13 protein-coding genes are annotated in these 16,454 nt (G+C 54.4%); 8 read left to right on the top strand and 5 right to left on the bottom strand.

Features of this window, described 5'->3' with window-relative positions; genetic code table 11:
• Nucleotides 1-24: 24 nt before the first annotated feature.
• The 3 genes from M2403_RS21845 to fdhD form a co-directional block, all read right to left on the bottom strand.
• Nucleotides 25-1,968 carry a methyl-accepting chemotaxis protein gene (locus M2403_RS21845; protein WP_259230926.1) on the bottom strand — a complete coding sequence of 648 codons (1,944 nt, stop codon included), beginning with the start codon at nucleotides 1,966-1,968 and terminating at the stop codon, nucleotides 25-27.
• A 310-nt stretch (nucleotides 1,969-2,278) separates the two neighbouring features.
• Nucleotides 2,279-2,899 carry a superoxide dismutase [Mn] gene (gene sodA, locus M2403_RS21850; protein WP_259230928.1) on the bottom strand — a complete coding sequence of 207 codons (621 nt, stop codon included), beginning with the start codon at nucleotides 2,897-2,899 and terminating at the stop codon, nucleotides 2,279-2,281.
• Nucleotides 2,900-3,107: 208 nt separating this feature from the next.
• Nucleotides 3,108-3,950 (bottom strand): formate dehydrogenase accessory sulfurtransferase FdhD, encoded by an 843-nt coding sequence (fdhD, locus tag M2403_RS21855; RefSeq protein WP_259230930.1) that lies wholly within the window; start codon nucleotides 3,948-3,950, stop codon nucleotides 3,108-3,110.
• A gap of 145 nt (nucleotides 3,951-4,095) precedes the next feature.
• Between fdhD and fdnG the strand changes: the two genes are divergently transcribed.
• The 6 genes from fdnG (at nucleotide 4,096) to M2403_RS21885 (ending at nucleotide 12,020) form a co-directional block, all read left to right on the top strand.
• Nucleotides 4,096-7,143 carry a formate dehydrogenase-N subunit alpha gene (gene fdnG / locus M2403_RS21860; protein WP_259230931.1) on the top strand — a complete coding sequence of 1,016 codons (3,048 nt, stop codon included), beginning with the start codon at nucleotides 4,096-4,098 and terminating at the stop codon, nucleotides 7,141-7,143.
• A 12-nt stretch (nucleotides 7,144-7,155) separates the two neighbouring features.
• Nucleotides 7,156-8,070, top strand: a complete 915-nt coding sequence (gene fdxH, locus M2403_RS21865) for a formate dehydrogenase subunit beta (protein ID WP_152323699.1) — start codon at nucleotides 7,156-7,158, stop codon at nucleotides 8,068-8,070.
• Nucleotides 8,067-8,720 carry a formate dehydrogenase cytochrome b556 subunit gene (gene fdoI, locus M2403_RS21870; protein WP_152323698.1) on the top strand — a complete coding sequence of 218 codons (654 nt, stop codon included), beginning with the start codon at nucleotides 8,067-8,069 and terminating at the stop codon, nucleotides 8,718-8,720. The genes fdxH and fdoI overlap by 4 nt, the downstream gene beginning before the upstream one ends.
• On the top strand, nucleotides 8,717-9,643 hold the full coding sequence (fdhE, locus tag M2403_RS21875) for a formate dehydrogenase accessory protein FdhE (protein ID WP_165060719.1): 927 nt from the start codon (nucleotides 8,717-8,719) through the stop codon (nucleotides 9,641-9,643). Before fdoI ends, fdhE begins: the two co-directional genes overlap by 4 nt.
• A gap of 95 nt (nucleotides 9,644-9,738) precedes the next feature.
• On the top strand, nucleotides 9,739-10,380 hold the full coding sequence (locus tag M2403_RS21880) for a glutathione S-transferase (protein ID WP_259230932.1): 642 nt from the start codon (nucleotides 9,739-9,741) through the stop codon (nucleotides 10,378-10,380).
• A gap of 101 nt (nucleotides 10,381-10,481) precedes the next feature.
• Entirely contained in the window at nucleotides 10,482-12,020 is a 1,539-nt protein-coding gene (locus M2403_RS21885) for an aldehyde dehydrogenase family protein (RefSeq protein ID WP_152323695.1), read from the top strand.
• A gap of 115 nt (nucleotides 12,021-12,135) precedes the next feature.
• Here M2403_RS21885 and M2403_RS21890 read toward each other — a convergent pair whose 3' ends face one another.
• Entirely contained in the window at nucleotides 12,136-13,374 is a 1,239-nt protein-coding gene (locus M2403_RS21890) for an MFS transporter (RefSeq protein ID WP_165060725.1), read from the bottom strand.
• A 237-nt stretch (nucleotides 13,375-13,611) separates the two neighbouring features.
• On the opposite strand from M2403_RS21890, the gene M2403_RS21895 reads away from it, so the two are divergent.
• Both M2403_RS21895 and M2403_RS21900 read left to right on the top strand, forming a co-directional pair.
• A complete protein-coding gene (locus M2403_RS21895) occupies nucleotides 13,612-14,607 on the top strand; it encodes an acyltransferase (protein WP_259230933.1) in 996 nt (331 codons plus the stop codon).
• 168 nt (nucleotides 14,608-14,775) lie between these two features.
• Nucleotides 14,776-15,318: a hypothetical protein gene (locus M2403_RS21900; RefSeq protein WP_217153286.1), complete on the top strand. Its 543-nt coding sequence runs from the start codon at nucleotides 14,776-14,778 to the stop codon at nucleotides 15,316-15,318.
• A gap of 164 nt (nucleotides 15,319-15,482) precedes the next feature.
• Here the strand turns inward: M2403_RS21900 and M2403_RS21905 are convergent, their stop codons facing one another.
• Entirely contained in the window at nucleotides 15,483-16,430 is a 948-nt protein-coding gene (locus M2403_RS21905) for a GlxA family transcriptional regulator (protein ID WP_259230934.1), read from the bottom strand.
• Between the last annotated feature and the right edge of the window lie 24 nt (nucleotides 16,431-16,454).

Raw genomic sequence — 16,454 nt, forward strand, 5'->3', positions numbered from 1 at the left:
ATTACGCAGGGCGATAGGGGAAAATCAGAAGGTTTCCCAGTTATCCTGACTGGTTTTGCCCTGTACAGCCGGCAGAACCGGGCGGCGCAGCGCGCCGGAGTCTGGCGCTTTCAGCATATTGCCGTTATCGGCCAGACGGAATACCGACACCGCCTGCGTCAGCGTTGCGGCCTGATCTTCCAGAGAATCCGCCGCCGCCGAAGACTGTTCAACCAGCGCGGCGTTCTGCTGGGTGGTGCTGTCCATCTCCACAATCGCCTGCGAAATCTGGCTGATCCCGCGGCTTTGTTCGTCAGAAGCCGACGCAATTTCGCCCATAATATCGCGGACGTGCGAGACGGATTTCACAATGTCCTGCATTGTGCGCCCGGTATTTTCCACCAGCTTCGCGCCGGTATTCACCCGTTCAACGGATTCGGCAATCAGTCCTTCAATCTCTTTTGCTGCCTGCGCACTGCGCTGTGCCAGCGTGCGGACTTCAGACGCCACCACCGAGAATCCCCGGCCCTGTTCACCAGCGCGCGCGGCTTCTACGGCGGCGTTCAACGCCAGAATATTGGTCTGGAACGCAATGCCGTTGATGACAGAGGTGATTTCAGCGATGCGTTTTGAACTGCCGGAAATCTGCTGCATGGTATCGACCACTTCGCCGACCTGTTTGCCGCCCAAGGTGGCGGTGCCCGATGCTTCGCTCGCCAGTTTGCTGGCGTGATGGGCGTTATCGGCGTTCTGTTTCACCGTGGCGCTCAGTTCTTCCATGCTGGCGGCCGTTTCTTCAACCGCAGCGGCCTGCTGTTCGGTGCGTGAAGACAAATCGGTATTCCCGGCGGCGATTTCCGCTGCTGCGTGGGAAACCTGCGAGACGCCTGAGCGGATTTCATAAATCATCGTGCTGAGATTCTGGCTCATCCCGGCAACGGCGTTCATCAGCATGCCCAGTTCGTCACGGCGCGTGGTGGTTCGGGCAGCGGTCAGATCACCCTGTGCAATGGCTTCGGCGGTTTTCAGCGTATCGCGGATCGGCTGCGCAATCTGACGGGTAATTCGCCACGCAATCAGGATACCGGCGAGCATTACAATCAGCGTAATCACCATCATGATCATCTGCGCATTGCTGATATCGTTGTGTGTATTATCGAGTTCGTTTTCGAAGATTTTCGCCACCAGCGCGTTCATCTCCGCGGCTTTCACAGACAGAAGTTGCGAGTTTTTCTGTTCATCTTCATAGGCTGGCATATACGCCACAACGTGGCTTTTGTACGTCGCCAGCGCGGTCATCAGCGGAGCCAGTGTCGCCTGCTGATTGGGGAGCAGCAGTGCGTTGAGTTTTTTGGCGTTGGCCTGCGTATCGTCGATGGCCTGCAACAATGTGGCCTCAGACTCCTTGTTGATGCTGAGCAACAGACCGCGCACGTAATAACGTACGCTAATCAGTTTCTGAATCACTTCCGCAAGGGAAAGACGAATCGACGGATCGGCATCTTCTACGCGCAGCTGCTCCTGCAGGCGCTTCACAACGGCTTCGGTTTCGGAAAGGTTCCAGCTGGCACGCACGGCATCTTTTCTGTCGACAGCCTGTTTGAAGGCGTCCTGCGCTACCTGATATTCACGGATTTTTACCGGTACCTGCTTGAGATCGGCCTGGCTGGTCGCATCCCATTCCAGTTTGCCTTTCGACTGCGTAATCAGCTGCGACAGTGCATTAATTTTGTCCTGATTTTGCTTGAGATAGGCAGGGTCGTAGTTGAGCTGATACAACGTGCGGCTGAGGCGGGCATCATTAAGTAACGCATTCATCTGATTACTAAAATCAACTTTCTCAGCGCGCTGGCTGATGTCATTAAACTTAATCATTCCGGCTGCGGTGATCACCGCGGCGATCAAAAGAACCAACCCGAAGCCGAGCCCCAGTTTGGTGCCGACTTTGAGATTATTCATCCACTGCGAAAGACCCGTGCCGTTGCCCATTGCTGTTCTCCGTCAAGCATTCCATGCAATAAAATTTGCGATTTTGTGACGCCTTTGTGAACAATCTATCGTCAGGACTTAAGAGAAACTTTATAGGTGTCGGGGGGTATTTTTGAATAATGAGAGGGCGGTCTAAAAATGGCGGAAGAGGTGAGGATAATTCGCTGTAACACAGTGATCAGGCTTGGGTTTTGTCTGCATAAAGTCAGGGCATAAAAGTCGGGGTATTAAAACGAAGGCATAAAAAAAGGCAGGTCACCGACCTGCCTCTTGCGAAAACATCGTGCCCGTTCAGGGCGGTAAAGCGAAATTATTTCGTTTCAGCCAGACGTTTTGCTGCTTCGTCCCAGTTTACAACAGCCCAGAAGGCTTTGATGTAATCAGGGCGTTTGTTCTGATATTTCAGGTAGTAAGCGTGTTCCCAAACGTCCAGACCCAGCAGCGGGTAACCGGAAACGCCTGAAACAGCTTCGCCCATCAGCGGGCTGTCCTGGTTAGCAGTAGAAACAACAGCCAGTTTGCCGTCTTTCAGAACCAGCCATGCCCAACCGGAACCGAAGCGGGTTGCTGCTGCTTTCTCAAAAGCTTCTTTGAAAGCATCAACGCTGCCGAAATCGCGTTCGATCGCAGATTTCAGTTCGCCCTGTAAGGTAGTGCCAGTTTTCAGGCCTTTCCAGAACAGGCTGTGGTTAGCGTGGCCACCTGCGTTGTTACGCAGTGCAACTTTCTTGTCCGCAGGCACTTTGTCCAGGTTAGCAATCAGCTCTTCAACAGACAGCGCAGCCAGTTCCGGCAGGCTTTCCAGCGCGGCGTTAGCGTTGTTAACGTAAGCCTGGTGGTGTTTAGAGTGATGGATTTCCATCGTTTCTTTGTCGAAATGCGGTTCGAGTGCGTCGTATGCGTAAGGCAGTGATGGCAGTGAATAACTCATGTTCATCGTCTCCATAGTGTAGGGCGGCACCGTCTTTGTGAGCACCGCGTAATCAGTCGGATCATTATAGTTAATTAAATGATATTGAAAATGATTATCTAAGCCCGACGCTTCGTGAGGTTACGCGTAAGCCCCTGTTATTGAGGGCTTAGAACCAGATAACCGCAAACAATCCTAAATTGTCTAAAGGCACGTGATGCTTAGAGGGTTACCGCAACCGCTGAGGATGCGTATACACCGTTGCCCGTCCTGGTTTGCTGAAACCGACCAGTGTCAGGTTGCATTTTTCGGCAACGTCTACCGCCAGCGTCGTGGCGGCGGAGACGGCAAACAGAATTTCGACGCCACACATCGCGGCTTTCTGCACCATTTCATAGCTTGCGCGGCTAGACACCAGCGCAGCGCCGGTGTACCAGTCGTTTTGTCTGGCGCGCAGGCCGAGCATTTTATCCAGTGCCACGTGACGTCCCACGTCTTCGCAGCCACCCGACAGTGTGCCCTCCGGTGTGATCCACGCGGCGGCGTGTGTGCAGCCGGTCAACTGACCGATGGTCTGAACGGATTTCAGCTGGTGCAGCGCGGCGTCCAGATTCGCCAGATCGAAGGTTTGCGTAAACGGCAGCGGCGCAAGCGGGCGAAACAGATCGCCCAGCTGTTCGATACCGCAGACACCGCAACCGGTACGGCCCGCCATCGCGCGGCGGCGTTCTTTAAGCCCGGCAAAGCGGCGGCTCGATAATTCAATATTAACTTCGATTCCATTACAGTTTTGTGCGATGTCCATTCCGTAAATGTCGCTGACTGATTCGATAATGCCTTCCGACAGCGAAAATCCCAGCGCAAAGGCTTCGAGATCCTTCGGCGACGCCATCATCACCACGTGCGATATCCCGTTATAGACCAGCGCGACGGGCACTTCTTCAGCAATCCAGTCCTCTTCAGGCGCGTCCAGACGGGCGCGCTGCATCACCGTTTTTTGGCGCACTCCGATGATCTGAGTCACTTTTTTGTCATCTTTTTCGCCCAGTTCGTTTACTTGATGGACATCCATTGGCAATAACCTTATAAACAATCCGGCTACATAAGCCGTACAAAAAATATGGGTAATGAGTCTTAATTTTACCGCTTCCGCGTCTGACGGGGAAAGCGCCAATTTGAAATGCAATGTGTTAACAAATGATGGGAAGGAGTCTTTCATGCAGGTCAGCAGAAGACAATTATTCAAGATATGTGCGGGCGGTATGGCCGGCACCACGGCAGCATTGTTAGGGTTCGCCCCGACGCTGGCGCTGGCGGAAACCCGCCAGTATAAGCTGCTTCGTTCGCGTGAAACCCGCAATAACTGCACGTACTGTTCAGTCGGTTGCGGCATGCTGATTTACAGCCAGGGCGATGGCGCGAAAAACGTCACTGAAAATATCTTCCACGTAGAGGGTGACGCCGATCATCCGGTCAGTCGTGGCTCATTGTGCCCGAAAGGGGCAGGTGTGCTGGATTATATTCACAGCGAAGGCCGTCTGAGATACCCGGAATACCGTGCGCCGGGCTCAGATAAATGGCAGCGTATCACCTGGGACGAGGCGATTTCCCGTATTGCCCGCCTGATGAAAGATGACCGCGACGCCAACTTTATCGAGAAAAACGAAAATAACGCCACCGTTAACCGCTGGCTGACCACCGGAATGCTCTGTTCGTCTGCGGCCAGTAACGAAACCGGCCTGCTGGATCAGAAATTCACCCGCGCAATGGGTATGGTCGCCATCGACTGTCAGGCCCGTCTTTGTCATGGTCCGACCGTGGCGGCATTAGCGCCTAGCTTTGGTCGCGGTGCGATGACCAACAACTGGGTGGATATCAAAAACGCCAACGTCATTTTGATTATGGGCGGTAATGCGGCGGAAGCCCATCCGGTCGGATTCAAATGGGTGATTGAAGCCAAAACTAAAAATAACGCCAAAGTCATTGTTGTCGATCCGCGCTTTAACCGCAGTGCCGCCGTCGCCGATATTTACGCGCCAATCCGCGCCGGTTCCGACACCGCCTTCCTGCTCGGCATGATCAACTACCTGATTACGCATAATAAAATCCAGACCGAATACGTCAGGGAATACACCAACGCCAGTCTGCTGGTGCGTGAAGATTATGAATTTAATGACGGATTGTTCAGCGGCTTTGATGCGACCAAAAAATCCTACAACAAAGACAGCTGGCATTATCAGCTCGATGAAAACGGTATCGCAAAACAGGACAAAACGTTACAAGACCCGCGCTGTGTCTGGAATCTGCTGAAAGAGCACGTTTCCCGTTATACGCCGGAAATGGTCGAACGCCTGTGCGGAACGTCGAAAGAAGATTTCCTGCTGATAAGCTCGATTCTGGCGGAAACCTGCGCGCGCGATAAAACTTCCACCATCCTGTATGCACTGGGCTGGACGCACCACACCGGCGGCGCGCAAATCATCCGCTGTGCGGCGATGATTCAGTTGCTGCTCGGCAATATCGGCATGCCTGGTGGCGGCGTCAATGCGCTGCGCGGCCACTCGAATATTCAGGGTTATACCGATCTTGGTTTGCTGTCGCTCAATCTGCCGGGTTACATGCCGCTGCCGTCTGAGAAACAAACCAATATCACCGATTACCTGAAGCAAATTACGCCGGGAACGCTGGTCGAAAATCAGGTTAACTTCTGGAAAAACACGCCGAACTTCTTCGTCAGCATGATGAAAAGTTTCTGGGGCGAACACGCCACGGCGGACAACGACTGGGGTTATGACTGGTTGCCGAAATGGGACAAAAGCTACGACGTGCTGCAACAGGCCGAGCTGATGACCCAGGGCAAACTCAACGGGTATATCGTGCAGGGCTTCAACCCGCTGGCGGCTTTCCCGGACAAAAACAAATCCTCGCGTGCGCTTTCAAAACTGAAATACATGGTGGTGATCGACCCGCTGGTGACTGAGTCTTCGAACTTCTGGCAGAACCATGGCGCGATGAACGACGTGCAAACCGCCGACATTCAGACCGAAGTGTTCCGCCTGCCGTCTTCCTGTTTTGCGGAAGAAAATGGCTCAATCGTGAACTCCGGCCGCTGGCTGCAATGGCACTTCCAGGCGTCTGAGCCACCGGGTGAAGCGCTGCACGACGGCAAAATCATCGCGCGTCTGTTCATGAAACTGCGAGAACTGTACCAGAAAGAAGGCGGGGCGAATCCGCTGCCGGTAATGAACATGGCGTGGGATTATCAGGATCCACTTGACCCGCTGCCGGAAGAAATTGCCCGAGAAGCCAACGGCAAAGCGCTGGCGGATATCCGCGACGATCAGGGCAATATTCTGGCGAAAAAAGGGCAGCAGATTTCCACCTTTGCGCACCTGAAAAATGACGGTTCGACCGCCAGTTTCTGCTGGATTTACGCCGGCAGCTGGACCGAAGCCGGTAACCAGATGGCGCGCCGCGATAACGCCGATCCGTCCGGTCTGGGCTGTACGTCCGGCTGGGCATGGAGCTGGCCGTTGAACCGTCGAATTCTGTATAACCGCGCCTCCGTTGATCCGCAGGGCCAGCCGTGGGATCCAAAACGTGAAATCATCCGCTGGGATGGCGCGAAATGGACCGGTTTCGACGTTGCCGATTACAGCACCGCCGCGCCGGGCACCGGCGTCGGGCCGTTCATCATGCAACAGGAAGGCGTCGGGCGTTTGTTTGCGACCGACAAAATGGCCGATGGCCCGTTCCCGGAGCATTACGAACCGATCGAATCGCCGATTGGCACCAACCCGTTGCATCCGGACGTGATCTCCAATCCGGTCGCCCGCATTTTTGCCAGCGATTTACCGAATATGGGCACCGCGAAAGACTTCCCTTACGTCGCGACCACCTATTCGATCACCGAACTTTTCCGCCACTGGACCAAGCACGCCTTGCTGAACGCCATCGCGCAGCCTGAGCAGTTTATCGAGATCGGCGAAAGTCTGGCCGCCTCGAAAAATATCGCTCAGGGCGATGAGATTAAAGTCTCCTCGAAGCGCGGTTTTATCGTGGCGAAAGCCGTGGTGACCAAACGCATCCGCCCGCTGACCATCGACGGCAAACATGTCGATACCATCGGCATCCCGTGTCACTGGGGTTTTGAAGGTGCGACGCGTAAAGGTTATCTGGCCAATACGCTGACGCCGTCAGTCGGCGACGCTAACTCGCAAACGCCGGAGTTCAAGGCGTTCCTGGTTAACGTGGAAAAGGTTTAACGGAGGCGAATTATGGCAATGCAATCTCAGGACATACTTCGTAAGTCCGCAACCAACGGGTTCACGCCAGCGCCGCGTGCCCGCGATCATCAGCAGGAAGTGGCGAAGCTTATTGACGTCACCACCTGCATCGGCTGCAAAGGCTGTCAGGTCGCCTGTTCCGAATGGAACGACCTGCGCGATGAAGTCGGCGTGAACACCGGCGTTTACGACAACCCGATGGATCTCAGCGCGAAATCCTGGACGGTCATGCGTTTCTCGGAAGTGGAAGAGAACGGCAAGCTGGAATGGCTGATCCGCAAAGACGGCTGCATGCACTGCGCCGATCCGGGCTGTCTGAAAGCGTGCCCGGCGGAAGGCGCAATCCTTCAGTACGCCAACGGCATCGTCGATTTTCAGTCGGAACACTGCATCGGCTGCGGTTACTGCATCGCCGGTTGCCCGTTCAATATCCCGCGCATTAACCCGCAGGATAACCGCGCTTACAAATGCACGCTGTGCGTTGACCGCGTCAGCGTCGGGCAGGAACCTGCCTGTGTGAAAACCTGCCCGACCGGCGCGATTCATTTCGGGACCAAAACGGAAATGCAGGATCTGGCGGCAGAACGTGTCAGCGAGCTGAAAGGGCGCGGCTTTGAACAGGCCGGTTTGTACGATCCGCAGGGTGTCGGCGGCACGCACGTTATGTATGTGCTGCATCATGCTGACAAACCCGACCTGTACCACGGCCTGCCAAAAGACCCGGCCATCAGCACGGCGGTTACGCTCTGGAAAGGCATCTGGAAACCGCTGGCGGCCGTTGGTTTTGCAGTGACCTTCGCGGCGGCGGCCTTCCACTTCCTTGGCGTGGGGCCAAACTACGTGAAAGAAGATCACGCAGATGAGAAAGAGGAAGAAAAACAGAATGATGAGGAGACACACCCATGAAAAAAGAGAAGTTAATCCAGCGCTATAGCCTGGTGGAACGCCTCAATCACTGGATCGTCGCTTTTTGTTTTGTGACGCTCGCACTCAGCGGCATCGGCTTCTTTTTCCCGTCGTTTAACTGGCTGATGAACGTTTACGGCACCCCGCAAATGGCGCGCATTCTGCATCCGTTCTTCGGCGTGGTGATGTTCGTCTCTTTCCTCGGCATGTTCTTCCGTTACTGGAAGCACAATCTGCCGGAAAAAGATGACATCGTGTGGGCGAAAAATATTCATAAAGTCCTGATGAATGAAGAAGTCGGAGACACCGGTCGCTATAACTTCGGTCAGAAATGCGTATTCTGGGCGGCCATCAGCTGTCTGGTTCTGCTGATGGCGAGCGGCGTCATTATCTGGCGCCCGTGGTTTGCCGGTTACTTCCCGATCCCGCTGATCCGCCTTGCACTGCTGGTGCATTCGCTGGCCGGTATCGGGTTGATTCTGGTGATTATCATGCATGTATACGCGGCGACCTGGGCGAGAGGCTCCATCACGGCCATGACGGAAGGCAAAGTTCCGGCGTCATGGGCGAAATATCATCATCCTCGCTGGTATCGTCAGGTGCGTGCTGAACAACTGAAAAAAGACAAGGATGAAAGGAAAGCCGGATGAGCATACAGATTGTTCCACAGGACGAACTGGCTGACGGCAAAACGGCGGGAAATATCCCGCCCGTATTGTTCGCCAATCTGAAAAACCTTTACCAGCGCCGCGCCGATCGTTTGCGCGCACTAGCTGAAGACAGCCCGCTGGACGGGTATCTGAATTTTGCCGCGACGATTTGCGACGCGCAGCAGCGCGTTCTGGCGGCATTCCCGCTGGAAATTGACCTCAGCGAAGAACTGCAAAAAGCCGCCGGTAAACCACCGCTCGATTGCAGCCTGTTTCCGCGAACGCCGCACTGGCTGGTTCTGCTGGATGCGCTGATTGCGGAACTCAAACCGGGTGCCGATGAAACAGTGCGCCAGGTACTGGAACGCCTCGAACATTCCCCGAGCCTTCAGCGGGAAATGATGGCGACGCAATTACTGAACCAGGATTTCGTACACGTTCCTGCTGACAAAGCGCCGTTTATCTGGGCGGCGCTGTCACTGTACTGGGCGCAGATGGCTGCGCAGCTTCGTGGCGTTGGCCGCGCCGATTATGGTGAAAGCCGACAGTTTTGTCCGGTGTGCGGCAGCATTCCGGTTTCGGCGGTGATTGCGATGGGGGCTAATAACGGCCTGCGCTATCTGCACTGCAATCTGTGCGAAAGCGAATGGCACGTCGTGCGTGCCAAATGCAGCAATTGCGACGAAATGGGCAATCTTCACTACTGGTCTTTAAGCGAAGATACCGCCGGTGCTGAGCAGGCGACGATCAAAGCCGAAGCCTGCGATGATTGCGGCGCGTATCTCAAAGTGATTTATCAGGATAAAGATCCGCAGGCCGATGCCGTCGCCGACGATCTCGCCACGCTGTTGCTCGACGACCGCATGGAAGATAAAGGCTTTACTGGCAGCGGCGTGAACCCCTTCCTGTTCCCCGCAGGATGACTCTGAAAGCTGGCAGTCCGTCGCGTCTTTACTGGTAAAGCGTGCCGTGGCTGCTAGCTTTAACAGAGGTTCCGGTGAAAAACGTGGAGGCTCAGATGAAACTGATCGGCAGTTATACCAGCCCGTATGTGCGCAAAATTTCGGTGATGTTGCTGGAAAAAGGTATCCCGTTCGATTTCATCAACGACGTGCCGCACGACGCGGGCTGCAAAATCACCCAGTTTAATCCCCTCGGCAAAGTCCCCGCGCTGGTCACTGACGACGGCGAAGTGTTTTACGATTCCCCCATAATTGTGCAGTACATCGAGCTGATGAACGTCGCGCCGACCTTTTTGCCGTGGCAGCCGCTGGAAGCGTTGCGGGTAAAACAGATTGAAGCGCTGGCCGATGGCGTGACGGACGCCGCCGTCGCGCTGGTGCTGGAAAACCGCCGTGAAGCCGTTAAACGCAACGAAGCCTGGATTTTACGTCAGCGGGAGAAACTCCTGCGCGGGCTGGACGCGCTGGAAAAACACGCCGAAAACCGCACGCTGCTGAATTCTGACTATCTTAACGTCGCCGATATCGCTACCGCCTGTTCGCTCGGTTATATCAACTTTCGCCGCATTGCGCCGGGCTGGTGTGTTGAGCGTCCGGCGCTGATCAAACTGGTTGAACGCCTGTTCCTGCGCGAGAGTTTTGCGCGCACGACACCCCCTGCCAGCGGTAACGCCAGCGTTGCAGCAAAAAAGGTGTGAAGCCGCTCGAAGAGTTCTCTTTACATCCCGTCGGTTAGATTTTCACTGCCTAAACTTTATGCAGCGCTCTGCTAAAACCTGCTGCATAAAGGAGTTCCATCATGGCTTATGATAAAAATCCTCATGCCGTCAAACCGGAAGAATACGGTTTCCCGCTCAAACTCAAAAAACAATACGACAACTTCATTGGCGGCGAATGGGTCGCGCCGGTGAAAAAAGAGTATTACGACAATCTGACGCCAGTGACCGGTGAGGTGCTGTGCAAAGTCGCCAGTTCCGGCACCGATGATATTGAGCTGGCGCTGGACGCCGCGCACAAAGCCAAAGGTGACTGGGGCAAAATGCCGGTGCAGCAGCGGGCAAACTTGCTGCTGAAAGTCGCCGACCGGATGGAAGAAAACATTGAGTTGCTGGCGAATGCCGAAACCTGGGACAACGGGAAACCGATCCGCGAAACCAGCGGTGCGGACGTTCCGCTGGCCATCGACCATTTCCGCTATTTTGCGTCCTGCGTGCGTGCGCAGGAAGGCGGGATCAGCGAAATCGACAGCGAAACTGTCGCCTATCATTTCCACGAGCCGCTGGGCGTGGTGGCGCAAATCATCCCGTGGAACTTCCCGCTGCTGATGGCCTGCTGGAAAATGGCACCGGCGCTGGCTGCCGGTAACTGTATCGTGCTCAAACCAGCCAAACTGACCCCACTTTCCGTGCTGTTGCTGATGGAACTGGTGCAGGACATTCTGCCAGCGGGCGTCATCAACGTGGTGAACGGTTCTGGCGGTGAAATCGGCGAATATCTGGCGACGTCCAAACGTATCGCCAAAGTCGCCTTTACCGGTTCGACCGAAGTCGGCCAGCAAATCGCCGGTTACGCGGCACAAAACCTGATCCCGGCTACGCTGGAACTGGGCGGCAAATCCCCGAATATCTTCTTTGCCGACGTGATGGACAAAGAAGATGAGTTTTTTGACAAAGCGCTGGAGGGTTTCGCGCTGTTTGCGTTCAATCAGGGCGAAGTTTGTACCTGCCCGAGCCGCGCGCTGGTGCAGGAATCCATCTACGAACGCTTTATGGAACGCGCCATCAAACGCGTAGAAGCCATCAAAACCGGTAACCCGCTGGATATCGAAACCCAGATGGGTGCGCAGGTTTCTGCCGGACAGATGAAAACCATTCTGGATTACATCGAAATCGGTAAGAAAGAGGGCGCGGAAGTGCTGACCGGTGGCGCGAAGAAAAAACTCGAAGGTTCGCTGAACGACGGTTATTACCTGCAACCGACCATCCTGCTGGGTAAAAACAACATGCGGGTATTCCAGGAAGAAATCTTCGGGCCGGTGCTGGCGGTGACCACGTTTAAAGATATGGATGACGCGCTGCAAATCGCCAACGACACGGCGTATGGGCTGGGTGCGGGCGTCTGGAGCCGTGACGGCAATGTGGCGTATCACATGGGACGCAACATTCAGGCCGGTCGCGTCTGGACCAACTGCTACCACGCCTATCCGGCACATGCGGCGTTCGGTGGCTACAAACAATCCGGTATCGGGCGTGAAACCCATAAGATGATGTTGGATCACTATCAGCAAACCAAGTGTTTACTCGTTTCATATTCGAGTAAACCGATGGGGTTATTCTAAACACTGAGCTGTCTGCTAAACCCCCTCCCAGCCTCCCCCTTCGCAGGGGGAGGAGCAAAGGCGCGATCTGCTCCCTCCCCTGCGAAGGGGGTATTAATGGCGACTCAGAACGAAATCAAACTACGCTGTTTGGCGGCAGCACAACCTGACGACTGCGCAGGAAAACGACTACCAGGGCCAGCCACGACAGGCCGCTCAGCAGGTTGAACAGGTTAAACATTCCCGCACCGCCTTCTACGTAAGCCACTTTCGCCAGCTCAATCCCTAACGTGAAAATCATCATGCTGATGACGCCCATCGCCGCAGAAACGGTGCCTTTGCTCATGTCGCTGGAGAACAGCGTCAGGCGGTACAAACCGGCGTTCGCCACACCAATCCCGAAAGCGTAAAGGCTCAGACCGGCGGTCATCCACAGATAAGCATGGGCGGAGAAAAGCGTCGCCACGGCGGAAATCAGCAGACCGACAACCATCGGGCCCGCGCCGAGTTTAATCAGATATTCGACCGTCCGTTTGCCGGTCAGGCGCGCCAGCGTAACGTTACCAATAATCAGCGCACCGAAAATCGGCACCTGTAACAGGCCGTAATCGTACGCCGGTAAGCCTTCGCCGCTGATTAAGATGACCGGCGACTGCGCAATCCACGTCAGCAACGGCAGGCTGGCAAAGCCAATTGCCAGTGCGCCACACAGGAACTGGCGGTTTTTGAGCACCAGTTTGTAATCGTGCAGCAGGCTTGGCATGGAAAACTTCTCGCCGAGGCGTGACGCGGTTTCTGGCATGGATTTCCACAACCCCCACAGCGAAATCGAGGCCAGCACGGCGAAAATCACAAACATCAGCTGCCACGGCGCAACGTGGATCAGCGCCGCACCGGCCAGCGGGCCCAGCAGCGGTGCGATCAGCGCGACGTTTGCCATCATGGCCGTGATTTTGATGCAGATGGATTCCTCGAAGGATTCCTGTATCGCGGCATACCCGACCGCGCCGATAAAGCACAGACTGATGCCCTGAAGGAAGCGCATGACCATAAATTGTTCGATGTTCTGTACGAACAGAATCGCCAGACAGGTGACGATGAAAAAGCTGACGCCCGCAAGCATCACCGGCCGCCGCCCGCGCCGGTCGGACAGCGGCCCGAGCAGCCATTGCAGGAACATTCCGCCCGCGAGATACGCGGTCATTGAGGTGGGCACCCATTCTTCCCCGGCATTAAAATTAGCCACGACGGCCAGCATGCCCGGCTGGATCATATCGTTGCCGATATAGGTCGCAAACTCGAACAACACCAGACACAGAGGGAACAAAAGCGCCTGCCGCCCCAGAAGGGACGCAGTATTTGGAGAATTATGCATATTTTTATTTCACAGACGTAAGGCTAATCGTTTGATTATTAGCGGAAGAATAAGAGACTGTCCGGGCGGGATTCGCAAGCGAGGCAGTAATGGGCGTTATTTTGCCCATTTATTGAGCGTAGCGCAATCTTCTGATTCACGTTAAGCACAATCTGAGATCGGCACTTTTGCCTTGTTTACGTTCAAAAAGGTGACTACGCTGCAAACAGCACATCAACGGGAAGGAAATCGCAGGTAATGAGCCAAAAAATCAGCTGGATAGATAACCTGCGCGCGCTCGCCTGCATGATGGTGGTGATGATTCACGCCAGCACGTCACTGGTAGTGAATTTTTCGGCGATACACACGGCGGAATGGACCGTTGCCAATCTGCTCAATTCGGCTTCGCGTGTCTGTGTACCGCTATTTTTTATGATTTCCGGCGCGCTGTTTTTTGGTGAACGGAGCGCACAAAAACGGCATTTCCTGCGCGTCACACTATGCCTGATTTTTTACAGCGTTGTCTCGCTTATCTATATCCTCACGATGACAAAGATTGGATTTTGGCCGTCTCTGCGTCTGATTCTGGAAAAACCGGTGTTTTATCACCTTTGGTTCTTCTACGCGATTATCGTGGTTTACCTCCTTTCCCCGCTGATAAACGTCAAAACTGTGTCTGGCAAATATCTGCTGATCGCCGGAATACTGCTCGGCGTGCTGGCGAACCCGCAGCTTCCGGCTTTCACCTGGCAGAAAATCCATCTGTTACCGCTGGATTTGTACATCAGCGGCGACACGTTTTATTACGTCCTGTATGCCCTGATGGGGCGCGCCATCAGCCAGCTTGATACCCGAAAATCCGGCGTGACGCTGACCGCCGTGGCCGTTTTCGTTCTCAGCACGCTGGCGATTGCGGACGGGACTTACCGGCAGATGCTGATTAACCAGAATTTCGCCGATACTTTCTACGTCTACACCGGCCCGCTGGTGTTTATCTCCGCCATATCACTGTTTGTGGTGTTTAAGAATGCGCTGGCACTGCGCATCCTGCCGGGATTTGCGCTGATCTCACGCCATTCACTGGCTATCTACGGCTTTCATGCGCTGATTATCATCGGATTGCGCGGCCGCCATCTCGATTTCCCCCAATTCCCGCTGCTCAATGTCGCGTACCTGTTTATCTGCGGGCTCGGCGGCGGCCTGCTGCTGGCGATGGCGCTGGGGAAAATTGACCGGCGGAATTGGGTGAGTTAATTCGGAGTAATGTGATTATAACTGGCGTGAATGATATTGGGTTATATTATTAATTCCTTTGTCTATTTTATTATGTCAGGAATGTACCGCAGGACGATTAATCTATTTCATTATCTTTGTCTGTTTTTTCTGGATACTCTTTCATTTCCTTTTTTCAGGCAAATCAACATGACATTTTGGCTGCCCTTTGAAATCAACGGTGAGATTTATTCGCTGGAACATCTGCGGGCATCGACAATTACCGCGGTAAGGCCTGCCAGCCATGACTTTCCAGTTCGTCAGTTGCAGATTTTTATTGTTTATACTGATCATTGTTTTACAGCACATCAGGCTGAGTCTGAGCTCTGGGTTTATCCGCACAGCCCTGGTAAGCACCGGCGCTATTTCTGCCGGGAGCGTTATTCTTATTCATGCCGCTTACCCGACCTTGTTAATAAATTGATTAACGAAAATGCGATATTAGCAAGAACTCCTCATCAGCATCAGGACACCTTTTATTATCTTGAAGAACATTATATGGGTGTAGATTATTGTATGTTTTTTGAGATAACGAAAAACACACATCCTGCGAGTGATATCCGATTAAAAGTAATGACAGGTTATCCGAGAGAAAAATGGGCCGGACAGGTTGGTGTAAACGGGCGATTCAGTTTTTGGTATATTTTTGATGCGAGAATGAAAGGAATAAAACTGCCGGCAAAGCGCAGATAACAAAAAAGCGACTCAGGGTCGCTTTTTTATTTTACAGCTTCAGGCGGAGGTCTTTAGATTTTTCATCTTATCGCGGCACGGCCAGCGACCTTTAAAGGCAGACACTGACGTACTGTTTAGCGTTGCTATTCAGTCCCACAAACCGTCAGTGAGTAAAATTTTACTCACTTATTGCTCAACTTGCAATCAGCAACGCCATCATTCCAGCGCTCCTGCGCCCGCCGGAATTGTCTTGCAGAGGAAAATCCGGCGGCGAGGGCGGCTTTTTCGATACCGGCGCCTTGTTGCAGACGTTGTTGCGCGACGGCGATGCGCAGCTGTTCGTGGTAGTCGCGCACGCTGATCCCCAGATACTGGCGGAACAAACGGGTGAGGTGGCGGCCGCTGATGTGTGCTCTGGCGGCAACGTCTTCCACCTGCCAGGCAGATTCCGGCTCGGCGGCCATCAGGTTTTGCGCGCGGTGTACGGCGGGATGCAGGTGATTGCGATAACGCAGCCACGGGGAAAGCTGCGGATCATTGCCACCACGGCGGAAATACACCACCATTTCACGGGCGACGTCCAGCGCGGCCTGCGGGCCGAGATGTGTGGCGATCAGGTGCAGTGCCAGATCGATACCGGCGCTGATCCCCGCGCTGGTCAGCACGGAACGATCCTCGACAAATATCCGGTTATCTTTCACCTGTGCGGCAGGCACCTGCTGTCGCAGACGCGCGATCACGTCGTGATGCGTGGTGCACTGATAGCCGTCGAGCAGCCCGGCCTTTCCCGCCAGAAGGCTGCCGGAACAGATACAAACCAGCGTCAGCAAACCGTTTTCGATGGCATTTTTTTGCTGACGCAGCCAGTCACAGGCAAATTGGGCGACGGGTGAGGAAAAATTTTCTGCTGAACGATCAACGCCGGGCATGATCAGAATGCTGCCTTCCGGCAACGCTTCCGGCAGTGGCTGCAAAAGGCTGACTGTCAGCCCGGTCGACATCGTGATTTCCGGCAGCGGGCCGATGTAGTGCAGCGCAAACTGCCCGGCGATACGCAGTGCCTCCGCCGGACCGGTCAGGTCTAAGGCCATCACGCCCGGCAGCGTCATAAAGTAGACATTTCGTTGCATATCGCCTCACAGATTCATCATCAC

Origin of the sequence: Rahnella sp. BIGb0603 (assembly GCF_024808755.1) — a bacterium.
GTDB classification, from domain to species: Bacteria; Pseudomonadota; Gammaproteobacteria; order Enterobacterales; family Enterobacteriaceae; genus Rahnella; species Rahnella contaminans.

Excerpts from the sequence above, each read along its gene's own strand:
- fdoI (WP_152323698.1), top strand. The coding sequence starts at position 8,067 with ATGAAAAAAGAGAAGTTAATCCAGCGCTATAGCCTGGTGGAACGCCTC.
- M2403_RS21900 (WP_217153286.1), top strand. The coding sequence starts at position 14,776 with ATGACATTTTGGCTGCCCTTTGAAATCAACGGTGAGATTTATTCGCTG.
- M2403_RS21845 (WP_259230926.1), bottom strand. The coding sequence starts at position 1,968 with ATGGGCAACGGCACGGGTCTTTCGCAGTGGATGAATAATCTCAAAGTC.
- M2403_RS21895 (WP_259230933.1), top strand. The coding sequence starts at position 13,612 with ATGAGCCAAAAAATCAGCTGGATAGATAACCTGCGCGCGCTCGCCTGC.
- sodA (WP_259230928.1), bottom strand. The coding sequence starts at position 2,899 with ATGAGTTATTCACTGCCATCACTGCCTTACGCATACGACGCACTCGAA.
- fdnG (WP_259230931.1), top strand. The coding sequence starts at position 4,096 with ATGCAGGTCAGCAGAAGACAATTATTCAAGATATGTGCGGGCGGTATG.
- M2403_RS21880 (WP_259230932.1), top strand. The coding sequence starts at position 9,739 with ATGAAACTGATCGGCAGTTATACCAGCCCGTATGTGCGCAAAATTTCG.
- M2403_RS21905 (WP_259230934.1), bottom strand. The coding sequence starts at position 16,430 with ATGCAACGAAATGTCTACTTTATGACGCTGCCGGGCGTGATGGCCTTA.
- fdhD (WP_259230930.1), bottom strand. The coding sequence starts at position 3,950 with ATGGATGTCCATCAAGTAAACGAACTGGGCGAAAAAGATGACAAAAAA.
- fdhE (WP_165060719.1), top strand. The coding sequence starts at position 8,717 with ATGAGCATACAGATTGTTCCACAGGACGAACTGGCTGACGGCAAAACG.
- M2403_RS21890 (WP_165060725.1), bottom strand. The coding sequence starts at position 13,374 with ATGCATAATTCTCCAAATACTGCGTCCCTTCTGGGGCGGCAGGCGCTT.
- M2403_RS21885 (WP_152323695.1), top strand. The coding sequence starts at position 10,482 with ATGGCTTATGATAAAAATCCTCATGCCGTCAAACCGGAAGAATACGGT.
- fdxH (WP_152323699.1), top strand. The coding sequence starts at position 7,156 with ATGGCAATGCAATCTCAGGACATACTTCGTAAGTCCGCAACCAACGGG.